The 25,412-nt window shown below is 52.0% G+C and carries 24 protein-coding genes; 9 read left to right on the plus strand and 15 right to left on the minus strand.

The genetic code is table 11. The annotated features are described in order from the left end of the window. Window positions 1–196: 196 nt before the first annotated feature. From N7E73_RS14670 to N7E73_RS14680, 3 genes are all read left to right on the plus strand, one after another. Window positions 197–1,933, plus strand: coding sequence for an HD domain-containing phosphohydrolase (locus N7E73_RS14670; protein ID WP_432735647.1), 1,737 nt, complete (start codon window positions 197–199; stop codon window positions 1,931–1,933). Between the two features lie 278 nt (window positions 1,934–2,211). Then, on the plus strand, window positions 2,212–3,000 hold the full coding sequence (locus N7E73_RS14675; protein ID WP_432735648.1) for a C1 family peptidase: 789 nt from the start codon (window positions 2,212–2,214) through the stop codon (window positions 2,998–3,000). Between the two features lie 73 nt (window positions 3,001–3,073). Beyond that, a complete protein-coding gene (locus tag N7E73_RS14680) occupies window positions 3,074–3,979 on the plus strand; it encodes a hypothetical protein (RefSeq protein WP_432735649.1) in 906 nt (301 codons plus the stop codon). A gap of 77 nt (window positions 3,980–4,056) precedes the next feature. Here N7E73_RS14680 and N7E73_RS14685 read toward each other — a convergent pair whose 3' ends face one another. The 14 genes from N7E73_RS14685 to fusA form a co-directional block, all read right to left on the minus strand. Continuing rightward, complete coding sequence (locus tag N7E73_RS14685; protein WP_432735650.1) at window positions 4,057–4,695, minus strand: hypothetical protein; 639 nt, start codon at window positions 4,693–4,695, stop codon at window positions 4,057–4,059. Window positions 4,696–4,737: 42 nt separating this feature from the next. Then, window positions 4,738–5,853 (minus strand): hypothetical protein, encoded by a 1,116-nt coding sequence (locus N7E73_RS14690; protein WP_432735651.1) that lies wholly within the window; start codon window positions 5,851–5,853, stop codon window positions 4,738–4,740. 4 nt (window positions 5,854–5,857) lie between these two features. Next, window positions 5,858–6,070 carry a hypothetical protein gene (locus N7E73_RS14695; protein WP_432735652.1) on the minus strand — a complete coding sequence of 71 codons (213 nt, stop codon included), beginning with the start codon at window positions 6,068–6,070 and terminating at the stop codon, window positions 5,858–5,860. A 23-nt stretch (window positions 6,071–6,093) separates the two neighbouring features. Beyond that, window positions 6,094–7,839 (minus strand): SH3 domain-containing protein, encoded by a 1,746-nt coding sequence (locus N7E73_RS14700; RefSeq protein WP_432735653.1) that lies wholly within the window; start codon window positions 7,837–7,839, stop codon window positions 6,094–6,096. 338 nt (window positions 7,840–8,177) lie between these two features. Beyond that, the gene (locus tag N7E73_RS14705) at window positions 8,178–8,873 is read right to left on the minus strand and encodes an isoprenyl transferase (protein ID WP_432735654.1); all 696 of its coding nucleotides are present in this window, start codon (window positions 8,871–8,873) and stop codon (window positions 8,178–8,180) included. Window positions 8,874–8,877: 4 nt separating this feature from the next. Further along, window positions 8,878–9,435, minus strand: a complete 558-nt coding sequence (gene frr, locus N7E73_RS14710) for a ribosome recycling factor (RefSeq protein ID WP_432735655.1) — start codon at window positions 9,433–9,435, stop codon at window positions 8,878–8,880. A gap of 6 nt (window positions 9,436–9,441) precedes the next feature. Next, window positions 9,442–10,161, minus strand: a complete 720-nt coding sequence (pyrH, locus tag N7E73_RS14715) for a UMP kinase (RefSeq protein WP_432735656.1) — start codon at window positions 10,159–10,161, stop codon at window positions 9,442–9,444. 459 nt (window positions 10,162–10,620) lie between these two features. Next, the gene (gene tsf / locus N7E73_RS14720) at window positions 10,621–11,244 is read right to left on the minus strand and encodes a translation elongation factor Ts (protein ID WP_432735658.1); all 624 of its coding nucleotides are present in this window, start codon (window positions 11,242–11,244) and stop codon (window positions 10,621–10,623) included. 2 nt (window positions 11,245–11,246) lie between these two features. Beyond that, on the minus strand, window positions 11,247–12,017 hold the full coding sequence (gene rpsB / locus N7E73_RS14725) for a 30S ribosomal protein S2 (protein WP_432735659.1): 771 nt from the start codon (window positions 12,015–12,017) through the stop codon (window positions 11,247–11,249). Window positions 12,018–12,253: 236 nt separating this feature from the next. Then, window positions 12,254–13,021, minus strand: a complete 768-nt coding sequence (locus N7E73_RS14730) for a fumarylacetoacetate hydrolase family protein (RefSeq protein WP_432735660.1) — start codon at window positions 13,019–13,021, stop codon at window positions 12,254–12,256. Between the two features lie 103 nt (window positions 13,022–13,124). Next, a complete protein-coding gene (locus tag N7E73_RS14735) occupies window positions 13,125–14,828 on the minus strand; it encodes a ribonuclease J (RefSeq protein WP_432735661.1) in 1,704 nt (567 codons plus the stop codon). Further along, the gene (locus tag N7E73_RS14740; protein ID WP_432735662.1) at window positions 14,821–15,540 is read right to left on the minus strand and encodes a lysophospholipid acyltransferase family protein; all 720 of its coding nucleotides are present in this window, start codon (window positions 15,538–15,540) and stop codon (window positions 14,821–14,823) included. Before N7E73_RS14740 ends, N7E73_RS14735 begins: the two co-directional genes overlap by 8 nt. Window positions 15,541–16,047: 507 nt before the next feature. Beyond that, on the minus strand, window positions 16,048–18,243 hold the full coding sequence (gene katG, locus N7E73_RS14745) for a catalase/peroxidase HPI (protein ID WP_432735663.1): 2,196 nt from the start codon (window positions 18,241–18,243) through the stop codon (window positions 16,048–16,050). Window positions 18,244–18,472: 229 nt separating this feature from the next. After that, complete coding sequence (gene fusA, locus N7E73_RS14750) at window positions 18,473–20,536, minus strand: elongation factor G (RefSeq protein WP_432735664.1); 2,064 nt, start codon at window positions 20,534–20,536, stop codon at window positions 18,473–18,475. A 200-nt stretch (window positions 20,537–20,736) separates the two neighbouring features. Between fusA and N7E73_RS14755 the strand changes: the two genes are divergently transcribed. The 4 genes from N7E73_RS14755 (at window position 20,737) to N7E73_RS14770 (ending at window position 24,050) form a co-directional block, all read left to right on the plus strand. Then, entirely contained in the window at window positions 20,737–21,705 is a 969-nt protein-coding gene (locus N7E73_RS14755) for a ParB N-terminal domain-containing protein (protein ID WP_432735665.1), read from the plus strand. After that, the gene (locus tag N7E73_RS14760; RefSeq protein ID WP_432735666.1) at window positions 21,705–22,805 is read left to right on the plus strand and encodes an SPL family radical SAM protein; all 1,101 of its coding nucleotides are present in this window, start codon (window positions 21,705–21,707) and stop codon (window positions 22,803–22,805) included. The genes N7E73_RS14755 and N7E73_RS14760 overlap by 1 nt, the downstream gene beginning before the upstream one ends. A gap of 341 nt (window positions 22,806–23,146) precedes the next feature. Further along, window positions 23,147–23,350: an SHOCT domain-containing protein gene (locus tag N7E73_RS14765; protein ID WP_432735667.1), complete on the plus strand. Its 204-nt coding sequence runs from the start codon at window positions 23,147–23,149 to the stop codon at window positions 23,348–23,350. A 229-nt stretch (window positions 23,351–23,579) separates the two neighbouring features. Next, on the plus strand, window positions 23,580–24,050 hold the full coding sequence (locus N7E73_RS14770) for a hypothetical protein (RefSeq protein WP_432735668.1): 471 nt from the start codon (window positions 23,580–23,582) through the stop codon (window positions 24,048–24,050). Window positions 24,051–24,212: 162 nt separating this feature from the next. On the opposite strand, the gene N7E73_RS14775 is transcribed toward N7E73_RS14770, so the two are convergent. After that, window positions 24,213–24,737, minus strand: a complete 525-nt coding sequence (locus N7E73_RS14775; RefSeq protein ID WP_432735669.1) for a hypothetical protein — start codon at window positions 24,735–24,737, stop codon at window positions 24,213–24,215. A gap of 129 nt (window positions 24,738–24,866) precedes the next feature. Here N7E73_RS14775 and N7E73_RS14780 point away from each other — a divergent pair, with 129 nt between their 5' ends. Continuing rightward, window positions 24,867–24,992: a hypothetical protein gene (locus tag N7E73_RS14780; protein ID WP_432735670.1), complete on the plus strand. Its 126-nt coding sequence runs from the start codon at window positions 24,867–24,869 to the stop codon at window positions 24,990–24,992. A gap of 12 nt (window positions 24,993–25,004) precedes the next feature. Continuing rightward, window positions 25,005–25,238, plus strand: coding sequence for a hypothetical protein (locus N7E73_RS14785; RefSeq protein ID WP_432735671.1), 234 nt, complete (start codon window positions 25,005–25,007; stop codon window positions 25,236–25,238). Window positions 25,239–25,412: the final 174 nt, after the last annotated feature.

The following is a 25,412-nucleotide window of genomic DNA, read 5'->3' on the forward strand; positions in this document are numbered from 1 at the left end:
TTTATTGGATATATTGCCCCTGACAAGGTGACGGATGCAGGAATAATGTGTTAAGTCAGAATATCTGGTATGTTATTATGAGTTACATTGAATGCTGATTTGTACAAAGAAATTGCTCCTGTCCTATTTTATCTGTATTGATGAAGTATCTTAAACGGTAATATATTTCCTGCTTCGTTTTCTGGAGGAGTCTGGTTTGCAGAATAATATTGCTGATATGGTCGCTTCCGGTCCCGCTGACGTAGAAGAAATTCTTGATCGCGCGGTTATTAAGTCCGGGAAGGCGGGGTGTCGGCGTGCCTTAGAAAGTGGAACATGCCCGGTGCGGGATGTTGTGCGTGATCTTTTCAGCCGTCAGGTGAGTCTGGTTGACCGTCTGACCGAGATCGGGCTGGCCCTGTCCGGGGAAACACGCCTTGAACGTCTGCTTGAAATGATCGTGGACGAGGCCCGCGTTCTGACCAAGGCCGATGCCGGAACCCTATACATTGTGGACAAGGAAAGCCGCAAACTCGTATTTTCCATCCTTCAGAATGACACTATGAACGTACGCATGGGCGGCACAAGCGGGAACGAGATTACCCTGCCACCGGTCCCCCTTTATGGTCCCGGCAATAAGCCCAACCAGTCTAACGTCTCCTCCTACTGCGCCCTTACAGGGGAAACCGTAAACATTGCCGATGTCTATGAGGCAGAAGGCTTCGACTTTACCGGACCGCGCAAATACGACGCTGCCACCGGATACCGATCCAAGTCCATGCTGGTTATTGCCCTCAAGAACCACGAGCAGGACATTATCGGCGTTCTTCAGCTCCTGAACGCCTTGGATGACGAAGGTCATGTCATCGAATTTTCCGAAAATGTTGTTGATATTATCGGTTCCCTTGCCTCGCAGGCTGCCATTGCGCTGACAAATACTCAGCTCATACAGGGCCTCAAGGATCTGCTGTATTCGGTAATCCAGAGCATTGCAGCCGCCATTGACGCCAAATCCCCCTATACGAACGGCCATATTGAACGGGTGGTGACTCTCACCATGATGATTGCCGAGAAGGTCAACTCCATGACCGAAGGGCGGTTCGCGGATGTGAACTTTACCGATGATGAAATGGAAGAGCTTAAGCTTGCGGCCTGGATGCACGATGTGGGTAAGATTTCAATTCCTGAGCATGTTGTGGATAAGTCCACCAAACTTGAGACGATTTTTGACCGCAGTGAACTGGTTGACACGCGCTTCAGGCTGATTGCCGAGACCCTCAGGACACGGCAGTTGCAGGATACGGTCGAGGCCCTGCGCAACGGGGCAGATGCTGCGGAAATTTCCGGGATAGAGGCCCGTTATGCAGATGTTCTGTCCGGCGTGGAGGAAGACCGTCAGTTCATTCTCGGTTGCAATATCCCCAAAGAATTTATGTCCGATGAGCGCATTGAGCGCGTGAAGGAAATCGCCGCACGCACCTATGAAAGCAACGGGGAGACATTTAACTGGCTTACCGACGATGAGGTCAAAAACCTCTGTATCCGTAAGGGAACCCTGACTGACGAGGAGCGCAAGATAATCGAAAGCCATGCCCGGATCACCCAGGAAATGCTTTCGCGCCTGCCGTTTCCCAAACGTCTTTCCCGTGTTCCCGAATATGCGGCCGGCCACCATGAAAAGCTGGATGGAACCGGCTATCCGAATGCCCTTTCCGAAGACCAGTTGCCGATGCAGGCCCGCATCATGGCTGTAGCCGATATTTTTGAGGCCCTTACCGCTAAGGACAGGCCCTATAAGAAGCCCATGAAGCTGGCTCAGGCCATCAAAATTCTAGGGTTCATGGTCAAGGATCGTCATATTGACCCGGATGTCTGCGAACTGTTCATCGGTTCCGGGCTTCACATGGAGTACGCCAATGCCGAACTTGATCCGTCGCAGATAGAGGACGATTAAACCGTTCCTTCTCAACCAGTTATATAGCCGAAAGGGGGAGTGTCTGAAAAAGTCACTCTCCCTTTTTTTATGTGGGTCTTTTTTAATAGGTGGAAGTTAACCAAGGAAATTATTTGGTATTTTATGGTTCTATATGTTTTGCTGGTAAAAATATTAAATGAACTTAACATATATTTTAAAATTTGTTATATTAAAAATAATATAAATCTTTAGGTGGTTAGTAAAAAGGTGCGCTGTTTATCAGCACTCAGGTAATCTTTTGCTTTTGGAGGGGTCGCATGGCTACCGGAGTTTCTCAAAACAGGGTCTTAAACTGTCTTAAATCACGTAATACCGATTCGGACTGGACAATTGATTCTGCTCGAAATTCCGGAGTGCTTGTACCTGGACCTATTCCGAAGAGTGTGGATTTACGAGAGAATTGGTGGGATGTCGGGGATCAGGGACAGTCTGGAGCGTGTGTTGGGTGGGCTTTGGCCGACTCGGTGCTTAGGTGGCATTTTGTGAAAGCAGGTCGCATTGGGGATGATGAAAAGCTGTCTGTGAGATTTATATGGATGGCATCAAAGGAGTTTGATGACTATGTAACATACCCGACAACATTTATTGAAAGGTCCGGAACCAATCTCAAGGCGGCTTTGATGGTGGCCCGTAAATACGGAATAGTTACGGATTCAGTCTTACCGTTTAGTCTTGGCAGTTTATATCGGGGAAAAGAAACGGATTTTTATTCCATTGCTTCAAGGTTGAGACTTGCCGGGTACTATAACCTGGGCAGGAATTTAGATGATTGGAAAGAGTGGATTTCGAAATGTGGTCCGGTCCTTACTCGTCTTGATGTTGATTCTACATGGCATTCGTTCACGAGCCATTCAGATCAGATGGACTCGTATTATGCAAATACTGCCCAGTACGGTCATGCTGTAGCGTTAGTCGGATATGATGAAAACCGTTTTATAATCAGGAACAGTTGGGGATCTAACAGATGGGGACATGCTGGGTTCGGCTATGCGTCGATGGACTATGTCAAAGAAGCGTTCACCGAGGCTTACGGTGTTTCCATCTGATCAATAATAAAAGTGGTTTATTGGTTCAGGTTATAGCCTGTTATGAATGTTAACTGCTAAGCGTGGAGGGCATATGTTTCAAGTGAGGTTCATCATTGTTTTAGTGTGTTGTCTCAGTTTGCTTGGGTGTGGAGGTAAGAAAGTATCAACAATCGACGTCCGGGCTTTCGTGACTGATTCATGTCCCAGTAAAGACGGGGCAAAACCGCAGGATGGATCGGCAGCACTGGTAGGCGCGATCATTGCTGCTGTTGCTCCTGTCGCTATCGGTAAAACAATCGATTTTATTGGCAATACTCTCTCGAAAGCAGCTGAAGCTGATGAATACATGCTGACCGTGCCTGCCACAGACGGTTATCTGCAAGTTCAGGCAGGTAAACAGATTGTTCTTCCTGAAACCGGTTGTCTGACAGTTGTCGTTGGGGACTTCGGCACCGTTGGTTCGGACGGGCTGGATGGATACAAAAACCAAAAGATTAAGAACTTTCTTAAGAAAATAGGGGTCGCATCCCCACCGAAACTGTATTTTGAATCTCTTATCCAGCGTTCACGTGATGATTCCTCTGTTAAGATGCAGGCGCAGTATTTTGAGTACGGCTCAAACTTAGCGAGTTCATTCAAAAAAGAGAGAGACCTGGCGTTTACCTTCCTTTTACAGCAACCGGGGAACACTGCAACGGAAGCGGCTAAAAGTACTTCTTTTGCAACAGGAACGATGGTGTTTAAGGGAGTCGTGCCGGGTGTAAGGTTGAACGACATAGCTTTGACTGGTAAGACTACAGCGTGGATGTCTGGATTGAAGCTGGAAAAAGGTGTAGATAAGGATGGTTTGCTTCCCTACACCCTCCAGACCGTGATTGTGGAAACCAAAAATGCGGATCCGTTCCTGCAGTTGGCAAGTGGAATCTTTGAAGGTTCCAAAGATGAAGTGAAAAAGGAACTGGTCAAGGTAATAGTTAATCCGGATAAAGCAGAATAGCTTTCCGGAAGCCATGAATGAAAAAGCCCTGCGGATTTGATCAACTCCGCAGGGCTCTCAGTTTTTCGGAGAGAAAGCTACTTTTTCTTCTTATTATTGGCATCCCAGTGCTTGAGCACCGTATCAATGGTCCTGAGTCGGGCAATTTTGCGGGCCAGGTCGATTACTGCCAGCTTGATGAGCCTATCTTTGTCTGGATGCATGTATTCCCCGGTCAGGTTCAGGGCGTATGAGGTGGGCGGGTCGAATTCCACTCCGAGGAAGTCACCGTTTATGTCCACCAGCGCGGTGTACTGTTCGTAATCCTCGTCAAATGATATATCCACCTCGGAAGCCCCAATCACCACGTAGTCCACTAAGTTGTCGCGGGCTATGTCGATGATTTCATCTTCGGTAACGGTCTGCTGCGATGTTGCATAGGACCGTTTGCAGGAATCGAGCAGGAATCCTGTAATCATGCGGTCGCGGTGGGTTTCGAATCCGGCCTCGTTGAATTCCTGCTGCAGGGCCTTGTTGAGGTTGCGGATCAGGTTCTCGCACTCCTGCGGGGAAAGGTTTTCACCTTTTACGCGCGGGACAAGCGAGAATACGATGGTCGGCTTTCCCTTCTTGGAGTAGATCTTGAATCCGTCCTTACCGGCGCATAGTCCTGTGGATGCAAAAACGGCTACCAGCACGATGCTGACCAGTACGGAAAGGGCCGATTTCTTGTTCATGTCATTCTCCTGGACTCGCGGTCGTCTCTAGTCGGGACCGGTTTACCGTTTGCACTGATTCAGGTTGCTCAGGGCATTGATCAGGCTGTTGTAGTAATAAACGTCCGAAACTTTTGTGTGCCGTTTGGCTATGGTGGCATCTACTGATTTGATGCACTTGATTACTTCGCCGCCTCCCTCGATGATGGCTGCGGTAGTGTAGTTGCGTTCAATGTAAGGACCGAGGTCGTTATCCTTGGTTCCGGTCTTGATCAGCATGCTGTAGACGGTCTGAGGTGCCGGCATGCGCATGCTGGTCTGATATACGTTGTCTTTTTCCGAGAACCCTGACTTATCCGCACCCTGCTGAAAGGAGACCCCGAACATGGAGACTGCGGCATGAAGCCCTTTGCGGAAAGCCGGGAGTCTGGACTTGGGAGGAAGTACCAGATGCTCCTCGGACAGGGCCTGTGCGGCCAGCATCTGAGCCAGTGAAACATACTTGGCCTGATTTTCGATGCGCTTTTTGGTCCCGTCGGAAAGGTTGATGTTTTTTATCTCGCAAGTTTTGGTCGAAAACAGATACTCAAGGTCTGCAAGGCAGTTCCCGAGTTCATTCTGGGCATCCGGCTTGAGCCGTTTCTTGTCGGTAAAGAACTGGACTACGGCAGCCCGGATCTGTCCGGCAAGCGGTGTAAGGCTGAAGTTCGGGGTCTTGTCCAGATAGGGCACCGAGACCAGCATGGGAACTGAATAGACCAGTGACTCCGATTGTGCCTGAAAGAGCAGGAAGTTCAGGCCGATATAGACACTGCCTTTGTAGAGTGTCTGCTCGGCTGATCCGAATTCGTCAACGAACGTGACCACGTTGTCCAAGAAGAGCAGAGGGACGAGAATTGATTCCGGGTCGAACTGGGTGTTGAATTCGGCCCGCTTGATGTTCACTCCCTCGTTTTTCGCGGCTGCACGCTTGAGGAATCCAAGAATCCCTTTACGGAGTTCCTTTTTGAATTCCTTGTCGTTGAGTATCTCTTCCAGCTCGTCCTTATGCCTGTCGTCTTCCTTGTTGCGAACTTTTCCGATGGCCGAGGGAATGATGTAGAGTTCCCGAGCCTCGGCTATGGACGCAAAAAGGAGAGCCGCAAGCAGAACCGGAATTATGCAAAGTCTGCGGTCCATGCTGCTACCACTTATGACCCTGGACGGTGTCCTGAGTTTCCTGTTCCTTGATGTCTTCGGTTTTCTGCTTGGAGGTTTCAGTCTCTTCCTTCAGATCCTCTGCAGACTGGTTGACGTCATGCATGGAGGTCTTGGCGGACTCGGCGTGCTTGAATCCGCATCCTGCGAATGCGAGCAGAAGGGCCATGCAGAGGATTGCAATATAAATTTTCTTCATTATAAACTCCTAAAGTGTTTTATCTAGTCTAACATGTCTTCAGCCAGAGCGACAGAGGAAGCTTTCTTTTCCACTTCCGCAAATCCGGATGCAGCCTGACTGGCCAGCTTTTCCTTGAGTCTGCTGCTGAGGGCCAGCTTCTGCTGGAAATACGATTCGAGCATGGTGGTTACCTGCGTGTTCTTGCGTCGCGCAGTCATGATGATCCGGCTGATGTCCTTGCCCTGCTGGGTGATCAGCGCGGAGTTGTTTTCGATGTACTCGTAGTCTGCCTGGAAGTCCTTGAACAGGGTGGTCAGGTTGGTCAGTTCTTCCTGAATCTCAATCAGCCTTGGTATGGCGGTAAGCGCTCCGATGGGGTTGTTCTGGGCGTTGCTGATCTGGCCTACCAGTTCTGCGGTTGCAAGGGCTACGATACCTGCCTGCTTGGTTACTTCCGCGGCAAGGGGGCCGGCTTTTTCATCATAGGCAGTGATTGCCCTGTCGATGCCGACGATGACGTTGTTGGATTTTTCAATGCTCAGGTCATACATGGCATTGGATGCGTGCAGGTTGTTGGAGAACGAATCAATGATGGAATCAAGGTTCTGAATCTGCTGCGCATTGAGGTTGGAGAAGTCTGCAGCTTCCGACTTGATCTGATTTTCCAGCGCGTTGAGCATTTTGCCGTTTTCAGCGATTTTTACGGCAGCGCCTTCAATTGACTCTGTAGGCTCGTAGGAAAGGTCCTGAATGAAGGCCTTGATGGAAATTTTCTTCATTCCGGTTGTGCTGACACCTCGGGCGGTATCTGCTGCTGCCTTGTAGTTGTCGTTCATGGCTGCAACAGTGGCTCCGACCAGAGACTGCAATGCTCTGGTCTCGTTGAGTGCAGTCAGCATCTGTTCGCGGATTTCAACAGTCTTCTGGGCCAGTTCCTTACCCACGCTGACACTCTTGAGAATATCCTTGATGGCATCGTTCTGGCTTTGCGGCTGCACAGCATGCTGCTGTCCGCCCCCGCCAAGGAGCGCGGAAGCAAATGCTCCGAAAAGAGCTGCGCCGACACCACTGTCTGCCGAAGCTTTTTTCTTGGTGGTGGTCGTCTTGCTCTTAGTGCTGGATTTGAAAGAAGACTTCTTTTCCGGCTGGGCGGTAGCAACCTGCTTTCCACTTACGGTTTTTTGAACCGTGGCAGTTCCGTCCTTGCAGGCTACGGTGATGGTCTTAGTCTTGGCTATGGGCGCAAGGGGATCGGCCACACAGATTTCTGAGGCAATCCATCCGTCAAAGTTTTCACCTTTGACCTGATAGAAACCGTTTTCGTATCCGACGATGTCAAACTGACTTTGGGCGGGAAGGTCCAGCGGAGTCCGGCGGCTTTTGTCCGGTGCATCGTATACCGTGGCCTTTTCTTTGTTGAATCCTCTGGTTCCCAGATAGTTTCCGAAGTCCAGAGTGATCAGTTTGTGGTAAACGAATCCGGATGCGCCGGTTCCGTCAGTGCGTTTGACTTTGTACCAGTTGCCGTTTCTGCCGGTTATTTCTATCTGAGTTCCTTCTGCAAGAATATCCACGACGTTTGATTTAGAAGATGAAACTTCACGGACATTGCTTCTGCTCTGGGCTGTTGCAGTAACCAGCGGTGTTATGACCACTGTTTCGGTTCTTACTGCTGTCTGTACTGGGGCCTGTTGCTGAATTGCGGAGTTCTGTTTGGGAACACAGCCTGCAGCAAGGATGCAGGCTGCAATCGACAAGGCAATGCAGCTCCTGAATGTGGAATACATGAAAGACCTCCCTCTGTTCATGCGGTTGCTGTCGGATCCGGCTGTAAAAGATCTCGGATTGAAGTAAGAAATGTGAACTTGGATATCTTTAATCTATCGCACATTTTGTTATTGTCATAAAGAGCTTTGCTAATGTTTTTTTACCTGAATGAGTGAGCGCCCGGTTAACGATTTTATATAGTTATATGCGGGGCTGGCGGAAGAATATTTCCAGCAGTATATCTGGGTGCGCAGGATGTGCTGCAGGACAGCAGGGGGGAGTTCAGGTATGCAGGGTTTGAATCAAAGAAAAAACCGCCCCCGAAAAAATCAGAGGCGGTTCCGTAGGCTTTCGTGATCTAGATTTGATCGCCGGTTTTCCCGAACCGGCGCTGGCGGCGAGCATATTCGGCCAGAGCCTTGTCGAGTTCTTCGGGGGTGAAGTCGGGCCAGTAGACATCAGTGAAGTAGAGTTCCGAATAGGCGGCCTGATAGAGCAGGTAGTTGGAGAGTCTCAGCTCTCCGCTGGTGCGGATTATCAGGTCCGGGTCGGGCTGTCCGGCTGTGTACAGGTAGTCGGACATGGTTTCTTCGGTTATCCGGTCTTCACTTATTCCTTCTGCGACCATTTTTCTGCAGGCCCTGACCAGTTCGTCCCGCCCGGAATAGTTCAGGGCAAGGTTGAGGGTCATGGACTTGCAGTCCTCCGTTTTTTTGATGGTGTGGGCCACAACCTGCTTGACGCCGAAGGGGAACTCAGAGAGTTCCCCCAGTATTTTCAGGCGTATGTCCTGCTCTCGCAGGCTGGTAAGTTCTTTCTTGAGAAATACCGTCAGCAGATCGAAGAGCGTGGCAATCTCGTCTTTTGGTCTGGCCCAGTTCTCCTTGGAGAAGGTGTAGAGGGTCAGGTGTTCGATGCCAAGTTCCCGGCATCTGGTGACGATGTTTTTCGCGGCCTGGGTTCCGGCCTTGTGACCTTCGCTCCTTTTCAGCCCGCGCGCTTTGGCCCACCGTCCATTGCCGTCCATGATAACGGCTAAATGTCGGGGCAGCATCGTACTAGATTTCCATGATTTCCTTTTCTTTCTCGGCGCAGGCAGCATCACACTTCTTGACGTAGTCATCGGTGAGCTTCTGAACGTCGTCCTGTGCCTTGCGCTGTTCGTCCTCGGAGATATCCTTGTCCTTTTCCAGCTTCTTCAGGGTATCGTTCATATCGCGGCGCACGTTGCGGATAGCGATCTTGGACTCTTCGGTGTACTTCTTGGCGATCTTGACCAGCTCTTTGCGGCGTTCCTCGGTAAGGGGAGGAATGATGATGCGCAGGACCTTACCGTCGTTGACCGGGTTGAGACCAAGGTCGGACTGCTGCAGTGCTTTTTCGATAAGGGAGAAAGCACCCCTGTCCCAGGGCTGGATGGCAACGGTACGGGAGTCCGGTACGGAAACGGAAGCCAACTGGTTGATGGGGGTAGGTGTGCCGTAGTAATCTACGGGGATCTTATCCACCAGCGAAGTGGCTGCACGTCCGGTGCGCAGTTTTCCGAAATCGCCTTCCAGGGAGGTCAGCGCGCCTTCCATTCTTTTTTTGCCGTCGGCAAAAACTTCATTAATCATAAAGAATTATCCTCCGTGAACAATTGTTCCGATCTTTTCACCCCTGACAACCCGCTCGATGTTGCCTTTCTCAAAGAGGTTGAAGACAATGATGGGCATATTGTTGTCCATGGCCAGTGAAGTGGCGGTGGAGTCCATTACGCCCAGTCTCTTTTCGAGAGTTTCAATGTAGGTGATAGATTCAAATTTTACTGCATCGTCGTGCTTCATGGGGTCTTTGTCGTAGACTCCGTCAACCTTGGTCGCCTTGATGATCGCCTCGGTCTTAAGCTCCATGGCCCTGAGTGCTGCGGCGGTGTCGGTAGTGAAGTAGGGGTTACCGGTTCCTGCAGCACAGATTACCACCCGGCCCTTTTCAAGGTGACGGACGGCTCTGCGGCGGATGTAAGGCTCGGCAACGGCCTGCATGGGAATTGCGGACATTACGCGGGTATCGCAACCGAGTTTTTCAAGAGCGTCCTGAACTGCCAGAGCGTTCATGATGGTTGCGAGCATTCCCATGTAGTCGGCGGAAGCACGGTCCATGCCCTTTGCAGAATCGGACATGCCGCGAAAAATGTTACCGCCACCGATGACCAGAGCGACTTCCAGACCTTTCTTTACCACCTCTGCAATCTCGCCGGCAAACTGGCTGATTGCTGCAGGCTTGATACCGAACTGCTGATCTCCGGCCAGTGCCTCACCGCTGAGTTTGATCATTACCCGTGAATAGTGCAACTTGTCCATACTTTCCCCTGTTTTTTAAGCGGATCTTGTCCGGTTGTTGGTGCTGGGCTTTTATCCGGATGTGTTTCTTCTGGCGCTTGCGGGAATCTGATCCGCCATCCGGTGTTTTCAAATAAACAGTTGTTCCGTTTCCGTGCAGTTCGTCCACGTTAGCAGATATTACCGCATACTGCTAACCCGTGGGGGAACTTCGGCTGCAACCGAAATTTGCCCCTTAAAAAGCCCAAATCCAAAAACGGGCATTCCGTATTGAATTTGAGCTTTGAAAAATTCATCTTCGAAATTCACCGACAACACAGGAGGCTTCATGCCGTTCCCGATTCAGTGTCTTTCGTTCAGATCCTGTTCGGATGGTATAGTGATTTCGTCGTTTCAACTATAGTCCCTGGTACAGGTTTGGTCCGCTTGTTAAAAATTGGACAAAAAAAACGGGCCTTGCGGCCCGTTTTCGGTGACGTCTTATTCTTCGTCTTTAGTTTCGTCTGCTGCAGCTTCCGCGAGGTTGATGCGAGCGAAGCGACCGACCTGCATGTTCTCACCGAGAACTGCGATGGTCTCGTTGACGAGATCTTTAATGGTCTTTTTGTCGTCTTTAATGAAGACCTGCTCGAGAAGGCAGACTTCCTTGTAGTATTTCTGAATGCGGCCTTCAACGATCTTTTCAGCGATGTTTTCGGGCTTGCCTTCAGCAATAGCCTGCTGCTTGTAGATTTCTCTTTCTTTCTCGAGAAGATCCTGGGGCAGTTCTTCAGGGCGTACGCAAACAGGGTTGGTTGCTGCAACCTGCATTGCCAGATCTTTGGCGAGCTGAATGAACTGCTCAGCCTTGGCAACGAAGTCGGTTTCACACTTGAGCTCAACCATGGTGGCGAGCTTGCCGTTGCTGTGCATGTAGGTGCCTACGAGACCTTCGCTGGTAGCGCGACCGGCCTTTTTAGCAGCCTTGGCAAGACCTTTCTCACGCAGGTAGGTGATTGCTTTTTCTTCGTCACCGCCGCATTCAGCGAGTGCCTTTTTGCAATCCATCATTCCTACGCCGGTTCTTTCACGCAGGGCCTTAACCATCTGTGCGGTAATAGCCATGATTATTCTGCCTCCTGAGGAGTTTCTTCAGCTTCTACTGCTTTCTCGGTAGCCTTGGTTTCTTCAGCTGCCATTACCTTGTCTTCTTTGCGGCGTGCAGCGCCTTCGAGACAGGCATCAGCCATGTGAGCTGCAAAGAGTTTGATGGCGCGGATGGCATCGTCGTTACCGGGAATAATGTAGTCAACCATATCGGGATCGCAGTTGGAGTCTACTACTGCAACTACGGGGATACCAAGCTTGCGGCATTCCTGAATAGCAATCTGCTCACGCTTGGGGTCGATGACGAAAGCGGCAGCGGGGGAACCGTTCATATCTTTGATACCGCCCAGAGCGAGGTTAAGTTTCTTAACTTCGCGACCCATCATTACGATTTCCTTTTTGGGGAAACGGTTGATGGTACCGTCTTCGAACATATCTTCAAGCTTTTTGAGGCGATCGATGCTTTTCTTGATGGTCTGGAAGTTGGTGAGGGTTCCACCCATCCAGCGGTGGGTCACGTGGTACATGTCCGCGCGGCCTGCTTCAGCAGCGATGGCTTCCTGAGCCTGACGCTTGGTGCCGATGAAAAGGATTTTGCCGCCGTTGGCAACGGTGTCAGCAATGAAGTCGTGAGCTTTACGGAAAAGCTTAACGGTCTGCTGCAGGTCCATGATATGGATGCCGTTGCGTGCGCCGAAGATGAAGGGGCGCATTTTGGGGTTCCAGCGACGGGTCTGGTGACCGAAGTGAACACCGGTCTCCAGCATTTGTTTCATAGTTACGTATGCCATGATTTCCTCCTGGGTTTTTCCTCCATTCCGGCGGATACGAACCCGCAACCGTTGCGGGCACCCTAAAAAAGCCGGAATGTGTGAATTTGGCTACGCACCATTACAGGTAAATTGATTCGAAATCAACCCCTCAGTGCCAGCCTTTGAAAAATAATTTTGACCCGTGCTGCTGCCGTTTTTCGATATTCTTCCGGTATCCCTGAAGCTTCAGCGAAATATTGCCGGCCTGTGCCCGGTTACTGCACGATTGTTTTCAGTGATTCCTCGGAGAGAGCCTTGTTGCTCAGCGTGCCGATTCCTTCTATCTCGACTTCAACCGTATCCCCGTCCTTGAGGGTTCCGATTCCCTTGGGGGTTCCGGTCATGATCACGTCGCCGGGATTGAGGGTCATGATGGTGGAAATATAGCTGACCAGCTCGTGCGGGGTGCGCATCATGTCCGAGGTATTGCCTTCCTGGCGGACCACTCCATTTACCATGGTCCGGAGACCCAGCGCGGAAGTGTCCAGCTCGGTTTCAATGCACGGTCCGATGGGTGCGAAAGTATCAAACCCCTTGGCGCGGGTGAAGAGCTTGTCCTTGCGCTGGAAGTCCCTTGCGGTGACATCGTTGGCGCAGGTGTAGCCGAAGATCAGCGGAGCCACCATTTCCGGCGGTACATTTTTTATGGGCTGGCCGACGATGACCGCCAGTTCCCCTTCATAGTCCACCTGCTGTGAAATGGAGGGCATTATTATGGCATCGTTGTTGCCGATGACCGCTGAGGACGGTTTGAGGAAGATCATGGGATCCTCTTCCATGTCCATGTTCAGCTCTCTGGCGTGCTCCTTGTAGTTCAGTCCGACGCAGACGATCTTGGACGGGACTACTATGGGCAGGATCAGGCATTCGTTGAGGGGGATCGGTCCTTCTCCCGTCTGCCCGGCTATGAGGCTCTTGAAGTGGTCGCCCTCAAGGGTTGCGTAAAAAACGTTCTCTCCATGCTTGATCCGAAATACTTTCATCTGCACTCCCGCGTTTCATTGAGCATCACAAAGGTCCATACCACAAATACAGGAAAATCATAACCGGTTTTTCGTCTCTTCCGTCACCTTGTTTATATCTGTATTAGATCATGCATTTTTCACATTTGGCGTCGATGTCGCTTTCCTCATCACCGGTGATGGAAATCACCAGCGGTATGACCACCGGATCCCTGCCGAGCACCTTGCGGAAGAAACGGCGCAGTGCGGAACGGATGCGTTCCTTGAGTTTGCTGGTCTGTCCGGGAGGAATGTTTTCATAGACGTCAAGCACGATGCATTTGGCATCCTCAAGCAGGTGTGAATACTGCTGCTCGAAAACGAATCCCTTGGAGGTCACTTCAGGGCCGCGCAGGATTTCGCCGGAATTGAAATCAACCACGAGGGCAACGATAACAAGGCCTTCTCCGGCCAGAAGCTGGCGTTCCTTGAGAACTGTCTGACCTACATCGCCGACACCTTTCCCGTCCACGAGGGTGCACTGTACAGGTACATTCTCCTCAAAGCGGATGCCGTGCAGCAGGAAGGTTACCGGTTCCCCGTCTTCGATGACCAGAGCCCGCTCCGGTGCCACGCCTGTTTCAACGGCAAGCCGGGCGTGTTTGATCAGGTGCCGGTATTCGCCGTGCACGGGGATGAAATATTTGGGCCGCACTGTTTCAAGCATGGTGCGCAGCTCTTCGCGATGGGCGTGTCCGGATGCGTGGATGCCCTGTACCTTTTCATAAAGAACTTCTGCGCCGAGCTTGTAGAGCCGGTTGATGACTTTGGTAATGGCCTTGGTGTTTCCGGGTATGAACCGCGAGGACATGAGCACGAGGTCGCCTTCCTTGATGGAAAGCTGACGGTGGTCCCCGGTGGAAAGCCGCGAGAGCGAGGCCAGTGATTCCCCCTGTGAACCGGTCACCAGCAGAACGATTTCATCGTCGCGGTAATCGGGAAGGTCTTCAAGTTCGATGATGTTGCGGCCCGGAACGCGCAGTTTGCCCATCTCGCGGGCAAGTTCGATGTTGCGGGCCAGCGACTTGCCGCTGATGCCCACCACACGTCCGGTTTCATCGGCGAGGTCGAATATTTCCTGCATGCGCTGGATGTGGCTGGAGAAGAGTGTCACCAGAATGCGACCTTCGGCTTCTTCGAAGATGTCGCGCATGGAGCTTTTGATTTCACGCTCGGTGAGGGCGTAACCGTCCTGCTCAATGTTGGTGGAGTCCGAAAACAGCAGGGTCACGCCCTGTTCGGAAAACTTGCGGATGGCTTCAAGGTCTGTTGCGTGCCCGCCGAGGGGGTTGCGGTCAATCTTGAAATCTCCGGTGTGGACCACGCGGCCCACCGGGGTTTCAACGCCAAGCGCGTAACCGTCGATGATGGAATGGCAGACCGGGAAAAAGTTGAAGGTCATGTCGCCCAGCGTCAGCCGCTCGTATGGTTTCACCTCGCGCAGGTCCACATAGGCTTCAAGGTTGTGTTCACGCAGCTTGTTTTCAACAAGGCCGAGGGTGAATGCCGAACCGTAGACCGGTACATCTATATAAGGAAGCAGCCAGGGCAGTGCGCCGATATGGTCTTCATGCCCGTGGGTGAGCACGATGCCCTTGAGCTTGTTCTTAAGGGTAAGAATATGGTCGAAGCGCGGGATGGCAATATCAACGCCGAAAAGAGCGTCGTCTGGAAAAATAAGCCCGCAGTCGATGATTGCGACTGCCTCTGCAGTGCTGAGCACCATGCAGTTCAGTCCGATTTCGCCCAACCCCCCGAGAGGGCAGACCGTAAGCTGCGCATCAGGCATTTTTCAGCTCCGCATAGGCTTTACCCATAACTTCTTCAAGCTGTTCCTTGAGTTTGTTGCGGTCGCGGACTGAGTATTCGGAAATATCAATGGGCGGGAGAGCCTTGATCTTGATTTCCTGGAAGGGATTCATCCACAGGCTGTGTTTGGCGCAGACCTTGTTTATGCCGTACATGACCACCGGAGCGATGGGCTTCTGGCATTTCAGGGCCAGTACCATTCCGCCGGTCTTGAAGGGCATGAGCCCGTCTTCCTGCGGTGCGGGGTTGCGGGTTCCTTCGGGAAAGATAAGGGGCGAGTTGCCTCTGTTGGCAACGTCAATGGCGTTCTGGATATCGCGCATGCCCTGACGTCTGTTTTCCCGGTCAATTGAAATGTGGTTCCCGGCAGTCATGGCGTGGCCGAAGACCGGGAAGTCGAAAAGTGATTTTTTGGCTACGAATTTGAACTGCCACGGGGCGAGGTGTTTGAAGAGCAGGGGGATGTCGTAAAAGCTCTGGTGGTTGACCATGAATACGTAGGTCTGTTTTTCATCAAGTGCGCTGAGATCAACGGAATCCTTGCTTGCGCAGAGCCATACAACAAGGCGGCCCCAGTTGCGTTCACACCAGTGGCTGGAGGTCTGGTTGCGGCCTACAATGGCTACCACGGAAAAGAAGATGGTGGCAGGGAAAAATACCAGATAGAAAAAAAGGGTTCTTAACAGGCTCACGGTTTTATTCATTTGGTTAAATGTTTCGGGTAAATATCAGTTAAACGGTTTTCCATGAAATCGTTTGTTTCTTTTTTGCGTATCGCGCAGGGAAATCCGTTCATGTATTCATTTTAAGTCAAAAACAACCAATTAAGTAGTTTAATTTCTCCCGGTAAACAAGGGGGCAAGGTAAAATAATGAAAATAGGGCGTGGGCGGTTTTCAGCGGACTGTTAAGCCTGAGACTTTTGAGAGGCTGAGGAAGAAGTGCAGAGCAGCGGCATTACGCCGGAAGCGAATGGAGATGTGATGGAAGGTTATGATCTTACGGAGCGAAAAATCTGTGTGATGAAAGCCCGGCAGGAGAGAGGCAGTAGGCACTGCTAAGCTGTGGGAGCGGCTGAAACATGCCGCAGTCATCTCGTTTGACTGCAGGACAAAGAAAAATATAGGAATTATTTTTTAACGGACAAAGGCCGGAACATGTGTCCCGGCCTTCTGGTCTGTTTATGATGATTTTGATGGTCTAGACAAGGTCAAACCGGTCGAGATTCATCACTTTGTCCCATGCCTTGACGAAGTCGGCTACGAATTTTTCGCCGGAATCCTCGCAGCCGTAAACTTCGGCAATGGCCCGGAGCTGGGAGTTGGCACCGAAGATAAGGTCGATGCGGCTGCCGGTCCACTTGAGTTCCCCGCTTGAGCGGTCACGGCCTTCAAACAGATCGGCTTCCTCTCCGGTCGGTTTCCATGCTGTGGACATGTCGAGCAGGTTAAGGAAGAAGTCGTTGCTGAGTGTTTCAGGCCTGTCAGTGAAGACTCCGTGCCGGGACTGGTCGTAGTTTGCTCCTAGAACCCGCAGTCCACCGATCAGCACGGTCATTTCCGGTGCGGTCAGGGTCATCAACTGGGCCTTGTCGATGAGCAGTTCTTCAACCGTCACCGCAAATTTAGCCTTCTGGTAGTTGCGGAATCCGTCCGCTGCCGGTTCGAGCACCGCAAATGACTGTACATCGGTCTGCTCCTGCGAAGCATCGGTACGGCCGGGAGCAAAGGGAACGGTCACTTCGTATCCGGCTCTCTTTGCGGCCTGTTCTACTGCGGCGCAACCGGCCAGTACGATCAGGTCGGCCATGGAGACTTTCTTTCCACCGGATTGCTCAGTGTTGAATTCCTTCTGTATGATCTCAAGAGATTTCAACACTGCGGTCAGTTGCAAGGGCTGGTTGACTTCCCAGTCTTTTTGCGGGGCCAGCCTGATGCGTGCACCGTTGGCCCCGCCGCGTTTGTCCGAACCGCGGAAGGTGGATGCGGAAGCCCATGCGGTGGATACAAGCTGTGCTATGGTGAGTCCCGAACCCATGATTCTGGTCTTGAGTGCAGCAATGTCTCCTGCATCGATAAGTTTGTGATCCACTGCCGGAACGGGGTCCTGCCAGATGAGTTCCTCTTCAGGAACCATAGGGCCGAGGTAACGTGAACGCGGGCCCATGTCGCGGTGGGTCAGCTTGAACCATGCCCGTGCAAAGGCCTCCGCCAGTTCAGCGGGATTTTCGTGATACCGTTTGGAGATCGGCCCGTAGATCGGGTCCATACGCATGGCAAGATCCGCAGTGGTCATCATGGGGGCATGCGTTTTGTCTGGATCGTGGGCATCCGGTACGGTTTTACGTGCTTCAGGATCGGAGGGAATCCACTGGGATGCCCCGGCGGGACTTTTTACCAGAACCCAGTCATACCGGAAGAGGGTGTCGAAATAGCTGTTGTCCCATTTTATGGGAGTGGGTGTCCATGCGCCTTCGATGCCGCTGGATATGGTGTCACCGCCCTTGCCGCTGCCGTGGCGGCTTTTCCAGCCGAGACCCTGTTCTTCCAGCGGTGCTCCTTCCGGTTCGGGGCCGACCAGTGCCGCGTCACCTGCTCCGTGGCATTTTCCGAAAGTATGACCGCCGGCCACAAGTGCCACGGTTTCTTCGTCATTCATGGCCATGCGCGCAAAGGTGGTGCGGATGTCTCTTCCGGATGCCACTGCGTTGGGTTCGCCGTTGGGACCTTCCGGGTTGACATAGATAAGCCCCATCTGCACAGCTGCCAGCGGGTTGTCCAGCTTTCGGTCGCCCTTGTAGCGGGTGTCGCCGAGCCAGGTGTCCTCATCACCCCAGTAGATGTCCTCCTCAGGTTCCCACACGTCTTCGCGTCCTCCGGCAAAGCCGAAGGGGTTCAGCCCCATGGATTCAATGGCGCACGTTCCGGCGAAGACCATGAGGTCGGCCCAGGATATCCTGCGTCCGTATTTCTGTTTGATGGGCCAGAGCAGCCTGCGGGCCTTGTCGAGGTTCACGTTATCCGGCCAGCTGTTCAGGGGGGCAAGTCGCTGACTGCCGGACCCTGCTCCGCCGCGGCCGTCTCCGATCCTGTATGTTCCGGCACTGTGCCAGGCCATGCGGATGAACAGAGGGCCGTAATGTCCGTAGTCGGCAGGCCACCAGTCCTGAGAATCGGTCATCAGTTCAAAAAGATCTTTTTTCAGGGCTTCAAGGTCAAGTTTCTTGAACTCTTCAGCATAGTTGAATTTTTCGTCCATGGGGTTGGACTTGGCGGAATGCTGGTGCAGGATGCTCAGGTTCAGCTGGTTAGGCCACCAGTCCCGGTTGGAAGTACCGCTTCCGGCCACCTGACTGGATGATCTTCCGGTTACCGGGCATTTCTTTTCATCATTCATTACATGATCCTCCCGTGTCGGTCTTGCTCAGTATTATGGGCTTATTACGATGAGCAGGCTGTAGTTATGGGATTTTGGTTATAGACACATATCACGGGATTGGTGTTTCAGTCACGCCAAAACAGGAATTGTTATGTGAAGATGTCACACAGTATTCCCGGAATACAAATGCAAAAAGGCCGGAACAATCGTTCCGGCCCTTGTTTGTCTATCTTATAATGAAGGAGAGCTATTCTTCCCTGCTCAGTTTATATCCTTCAATGACCTTATCAGCGATGGGCGGCGGGCATTCCTCATAGTGGGACATTTCCATGGTGAAGGTTCCCTGTCCGCCGGTCATGGAGCGCAGGTCCGGTGCGTACTTGAGGATTTCGGACATGGGCACGTGGGCTTTCACCTCTGTTACTCCTGCGGTGGAGTCAGAGCCGAGCACCTTGCCGCGGCGGCTGGAAAGGTCGCCGATTATGTCGCCCATGAATTCGTCGGGAACTTCAACGACCACGTTCATCAGCGGTTCAAGCAGGGTTACCCCGGCCTGTTCGCAGGCCTTCTTGAAGGCCATGGACCCGGCAACCTTGAAGGCCATTTCGGAGGAGTCCACCGTGTGGTAGGAGCCGTCATAGAGGGTGACCTTGAAGTCGATAATGGGGGAGCCGGACAGGTAGCCTCTGGCTGCCGCTTCCTGAACACCCTTGTCGACTGCGGGGATGTACTGCTTGGGGATTACGCCGCCGACAATGCTGTTGACGAATTCGTATCCTGCTCCCTTGGGCATGGGTTCAAGCTTGATCCAGCAGTCGCCGAACTGTCCGCGCCCGCCGGACTGTTTCTTGAAACGGCCCTGTACTTCTGCGGAGCCCCTGATGGTTTCTCGGTAGGGAACCTTGGGGGCGTTAAGAACGATTTCGGCCTTGTAGCGGCGTCTGGCCTTTTCAACGGAGATTTCAATGTGGTTCTGGCCCATGCCGGAAAGCAGGATGTCGCCGGTCTCCTCGTCGCGGGAGAGGCTGAGGTTGACGTCCTCGGCGAGCAGTTTCTGGATGGCCTGGAATACCTTGTCCTCGTCGCCTTTTTCTGCCGGGGAGAGGGCGAAGGTGATAAGCTGCGGGGCAAGCTGCGGCTTTTTGAGTGTGAATTGAGCCTTGTCGTCGCAGAGGGTGTCGCCGGTGAAGGTTTCCTTGAGCTTGGCAAGGGTGATGATTGCGCCGGGACCGACTTCTCCCTTGACGGGTTTCTGGTCCTTGCCTACACGCATGAGCATGTTGCCGAGGCGTTCTTTTGCACCGGTGTTGGTGTTGGTCAGGCTCAGGTCGCCGGAGACTTTGCCGGAAAGGACGCGGCAGATGGTCAGCTGGCCTGCAAACGGGTCGGCAAGGGTCTTGAATACAAAGCAGGCTGCGGGGCCGTCGAGGGAAGATTCGCGGGTTGCACCGTCTTCGCCCTGCCATGCGCTGTGTTCCAGCGGTCCGGGCAGGTAGGTCTGGATTGCGTCAAGAAGGAAGCTGCCGCCTTTGTTTTCCATGGCGGAACCTATGCAGACCGGGAAAAGGGTACGGCTCTTAACGCCGGAGGACAGTCCCTGTGCTATTTCCTCGGGAGTGAGTTCGCCTTCCTCGAGGTATTTTTCCATGAGGTTTTCATCACTTTCAGCAATGTTTTCAATCATGGTTTCGCGCAGGACTTCGATTTCGTCTGCGATGTCAGCGGGGATATCGCCCTTGGAGACCTTACCGTCCGCTTCGAACATGTAGGCCTCGCCGGAGAGCATATCAACCACGCCTTTGAAATTTTCCTTGCTTCCGATAGGATACTGGAGCAGTACAGGGCTGATACCGAGAGAATGGTTGATGCTGTTGAATGCGGCGTCGAAATCCGCACGGTCTCGGTCCATTTTGTTGAGGTAGATGATTGCGGGAAGTTCCGCCTTGGCCACTGCTGCCCACGCTTTACGGGAAAGGGGTTTGACTCCGTCCACGGCATCAATGGTAAAAACGACGCCGTCGGACGCTGCTAGAGAGTAGGGCAGGTCCCCGCAGAAGTTTGCATCACCCGGAGTGTCGATAAGATAATGGTCGTTCTTGTTCCACTTGTAACCGGCGAAACCGGACTGGATGGAACCGCGGCGTTTGATTTCTTCAGGCTCGGTATCAAGGGCGGTGGTTCCTTCCTCGATTTTACCGAGCCTGTCTATGACGCCGGCATTGAAAAGAATCATCTCGGCGGTGGAGGTTTTACCGCAACCGCCGTGGCCTACAAGTGCAAAAGTCCTTTGTTTTTGTAAATTTTCTGACATTCAACAACTCCGTTTCTTATGAATGTTCCAGCCGGACCCTTCAGCCCCGGCATACAGGTCTAAAGGTGCAACTTATAATTCTTCCTAATAATCCCTATAGGTATACCCCTGCTAACATGTCAAGCGTAGATAAAATATTTAATTTCGTGCACAACTGATTGTTGAGCATGAGCTTTTTCATTTTGACGAGGTTTTAGAAATTGAAAGAATCGACCATTCACAGCCTTGATCCGGCTGAAATACTGTGTTCCGGGCCGTGGCTCCTGTATCCTGCGACCCCTGTGGAGAAGATTATTCCCTCAATCGGGCGAAACGGACAACTTGCTCCGGTTCTGCTGGTGGAAAAGGACGGTAAAATACAGCTCGTTGCAGGCAGGGCAAGGGTTGAGGCTGCCCGTAAACTAGGGAAAAAGGTCTCAGCCGTGTTTGTAGACGCTCCCGATGATATTTCATGTGCGATTGCACACATTGATGAAAACTTTGCACGAACTGCGGATGAATCTGTAAAGTGTGCCTCTTTCCGTTTTTTTGCCGAGCGCATGGATAAAAAGGATATTCCGGCTCTGCTGGGACCGGTTTTTTCCATCAGGCCCAAGTCGCGGGATATGGAATTCTGGATGGGCTGGCTTGACCTTGAAACGGAGTTTGATCCACTGCTTGCCGCCGGGAACATACCCCTTGCTGCAGTGGCCGTTCTTGGCAGTATTTCGGCTGCTGACCGGGCTGCCGCCAGGCCGTTTTTCGAGCAGATCAGCTGGTCGCGTTCCAATGCAGTGAATTTCCTGACCTGGCTGTATGAAACCGCGCGCCGTGACAGCACCCCTGTGGCGGAACTGCTCGGCGGAAGCGACTTCTCTCTGTCTATGGGGAATGAATCCCCCAAGGATGCTGTGGCCCGTCTTTGCAGGGCTGCGAAGCTGTTGCGCTACCCGAACCTGAGCAGGCTTGAAAAAGCGCACTCTGCAATTGCCTCCGAGATCTGTGCCGGAACCCGCTGGAAGGTGGAGCCGGTTGGGAGTTTCGAGACCGGAGAGGTGCTCCTTCAGACCCGTTTCAAGTCCCGTGAAATGCTTGAGAAGGCCCTCGCCGATCTCAAAACCATTGCCGGATACGAGGGCTGGGAAACTGTTTTCGATCTCGGCCGTGACAAGCAGGACGGGGAGAGCTGATGTCCGGAAAATTCGTATTGCCAGCGCATCTGGCCGGGCTGGAGAAAATTTACATCGACCGCGGTATGGAAAGCACCCCGCTTGCAGCCAGAGTGCTTTCCCGGCTGGATGACCTGCCGGTGGAGATCGTTGATCCCGAGAATTTTCCGCATACCGAGGCCGGTGGCAAGCAGGCTCTGTATCTCAAGGAATACAAGGGGAAGTTCCTGCGCTTCTGTCCCGGCACGCGTTATTACCACTGCTGCGGGTACCGGATTATCCATATCGGCGAGAACTGTCCCATGTCCTGCTCCTACTGCATTCTGCAGGCATATTTTCAGGACAAACTGCTCAAGGTCTGGGTTAACCAGAACGACCTTTTCGACGAGCTTGGCAAGGCCTTTTCCGCTGATCTGTCCACCCGTTACCGCGTCGGTACCGGGGAGTTTACTGATTCCCTGGCCCTTGAAGCCGTAACCGGGTACAGCCGCGATCTCGTGGAATTTCTTGGTGATTATCCCAATGTCTGCCTTGAGCTCAAATCCAAGGTAATTGACCTTTCATGGATGGATGTGGTCAAGCGGACCGACCGGATTCTGCCCGCATGGTCTTTGAATGCCCCGTTCGTCAACGAGCATGAGGAGTTCGGGGTTTCCACGCTGCGTGAGCGTCTTGAAGCGGCCCGCACCTGTGCCGAGGCCGGTTTCCGGGTGTGTCTGCACTTCGATCCCATCATACGTTTTGAAGGGTGGCGCGAGGGGTACGCTGAGACCATCGACATGATTTTCGATTATCTCAAACCGGAGCAGATAGCCTACCTTAGCCTCGGGTCGTTCCGGCATATGCCGCACCTGAAGCCGATCATTGAAAGGAACTTCCCGGAGACCACCTACATCTACGACGAGTTCATCGTCGGCAATGACAACAAAATGCGCTTGCTGCGTCCTTTGCGGGTGCGGCAGTTCAAGTTCATGGTCAACCGGCTGCGCAGGCACGGCATGGACAAGCAGCTTTATTTCTGTATGGAATCCACCGAGAACTGGCAGGATGTGTTCGGTTACACGCCAAAAGAACTCGGAGGACTCGGCAAGCATTTGATGAAGCAGGCTTTCGGAGAGTAGGAGGTGCCTCTGGACTACCCATCCCCTATCTCCAAAACGCGCTGATATGCTTCGCTGGAAGCATGATTAAATGTCTTTTTTTCTCCAGCCGCAGTATTTCTGAGATATTGCGGCTTTTTTATATGCAATATTTTGCTTCTACTTGTGTGTTATTTTGCACTTTGTTGAGTTCTGCAGGCTGGATATTATTTTTAACTGCCATGTTTTACACGCTAATTTGCGATGGCACGCAATATGTATCTCAGTAAGTAAAAAGAGTAGAGAGGTGTGCTATGGAAATTTTGAGTGCAATTGGCAGTTGGTGTGGGGGCCTGTCTTACGGTCATGGTGCGGGGTATGGCATGAGCAGCTGGATGCCTTTTCATTTCGGAGGCATACTTCAGCTCGTCGTGATCGGGCTGATTATTTATTTTACTGTACGCATGTTCCGCAGCCCTGCATCCGGCCACGAAACGTCTTCCGCTTATGATATCCTCAGGAATCGTTACGCTTCAGGTGAAATAGATGAACAGACCTATAGGCGTATGAAGGATGAATTGAAGTAGCCTGGCGATTTTCGTTTTGCGTGTTATTGCAGAATGATTCGTTTGTTATCAAACGGTCTGGGTAGACTATGGTGTGTTTAATCCACTCTAGCCTCGCAGAGCCGCCTGAGGCATACTTTGATTGGACATGGCGACAGTGGAACAGACCCTTTTTTGCAAAAAAGGGTTCATCCCTCTGGTAGCCGAAGGCATCTTGGTGTAATAACTCGACTAAAGGGGGACTATACCGATGTCTTTACAAGATTATAAAACCCGTGTTGACCGCCTCCAGAAGGGGCTTGGCAAGGCCTTTGCCGAGAACCCGTTTGTCCTGAATATTCCGGGTAAATCCATCGCTCTTAAGGTGGACCCTTATTACTATGTGGCTTTTGAACCGGCTTTTACCGAGAATCTTAGCCGGTTCGGGGTCATGCTTCAGAAAAATGTGCGCGACACTCTGGTTCGCACCGGGAATCTTGTCACCGATCAGGAATCCCGAAATCCCATCATCAAGATCCGCATGAAGTGGAATGACCGCATGTATGTCATGCCGGTCTGTTTTGTCGAATCCGGTTTTATTGATCAGGCCCTGAAGATGTACGGCGGCGTGACAGGGGAAATCGGACTGTCCGAAATACGTATACTTGAAGTCGAGCGCGAAAGGCTGGAGAAGTTTTTCGGCGAACGGACTCTTTTGAAGAGTGTGGCGTTTGTGGAGTAGTTTCAGGGCGTAATATTCAACTGGTGCAGTAAAAAAGTCGCAGTGGCTTAACGTACTGCGGTTTTAGTCTTTTCTCGTGGAAGTATTTCTGGTTGGCAATAAGGAAAAGCCCGTCGGAGTTTGCACTCCGGCGGGCTTTTTATCAGCTATGGAAAAATTATCTTAATGGCGGGTCTGGCTCTTGGGGCAGGTTTCCTCAAGGTAACAGACATCGCAACCGCCGGAATAGGGGAAGGGGGTGAAAACGGCGTACTGGCGGTTTACGGTTCCTTCCTGATTCCAGGTCAGTCCGAGGGATTCGAAAGCTGCGAGGGCTGCTTCACCCGGTTTGGGGAGCGGTGCGCATTTGCCTTCCTCCAGTTCGGGCAGCAGGGACTGGGCGGCAGACATTACGAGAGTGATGGCAAGGTTGTGGTGTGCGAGTCCCTCTGTTGGGGTTGCCTGCCAGATTTCCTCAACGGCGTTTTCAACTTCCTCTTCAAGGTAGAGCAGCAGGAAGTCGGTGCCTTTTCCGCCTTCGGGCTGTTGCAGCTTGTAGACCTTGAGGTGCGGCATCCATTCGTTCCAGTACTTTTCAAGGCTTTCCATGAGGGAATGCTCAATGCGGGTAGAGCCGTTCAGCTCGGCGAAGTAAAAAATATTGAATTCCGGCTTGGCTTCCATTTCCACGATTTTAAGGGCACTCATATTTAAATCTCCTGACTTGTGTTCTTGTTCGAAGACCCTTTCTTTACATGCATAAGCGCAATGGCTCAAGCCTAAAAAAGGCCCGGAAAAACTGTATGTTCCGGGCCGTTGTCGCATTTGGTGCGCTGGATGGAAAATTATCTAATGTGTGTGGTCGTGCATGTCGCCTTCAGAATGGGCATGGTTGTCATCTGCGCAGTGGGCTTCGTGGGTGTGGATGTGATCGTGCTCGTGTGCGCTTTCATGCGTGTGTGAGTGGGAGTGAGAATGATCGTGGGAATGGGTATGGACGTGAGTGTGTTCATGCGCGTGGGTTGTGCCGTCCGCATGGGTGTGTTCATGAATATGGGAATGGTCGTGAGCATGGTCGTGGCTGTGTACCGCACCGGTTGCGTGGCTGTGGGCATGCTGATGGGCTCTGTGTTCGTTGTTGGTTCCGCAATTACAGGTCTTGCACATTGTATTCTCCTTTTGGTTATGAAAGTTGATCTGATTCTTTGATTTGCTGTATATTACCACGTTATTCCGGGCAGTCGTCAAGTCGGCACAGAAAAAACATTATATCCCACTTGGTTGTACGGATGAATAATTCGGATACATTCTGTGCGTTTTTATGCGGATGAGTCGTTGTTGAGCAGTGAAGGCGGGTATATTGTGTTATCGACCGTGCCCTGT

The sequence above is a fragment of the Maridesulfovibrio sp. FT414 genome, from assembly GCF_050916235.1.
Taxonomy (GTDB): Bacteria; Desulfobacterota; Desulfovibrionia; order Desulfovibrionales; family Desulfovibrionaceae; genus Maridesulfovibrio.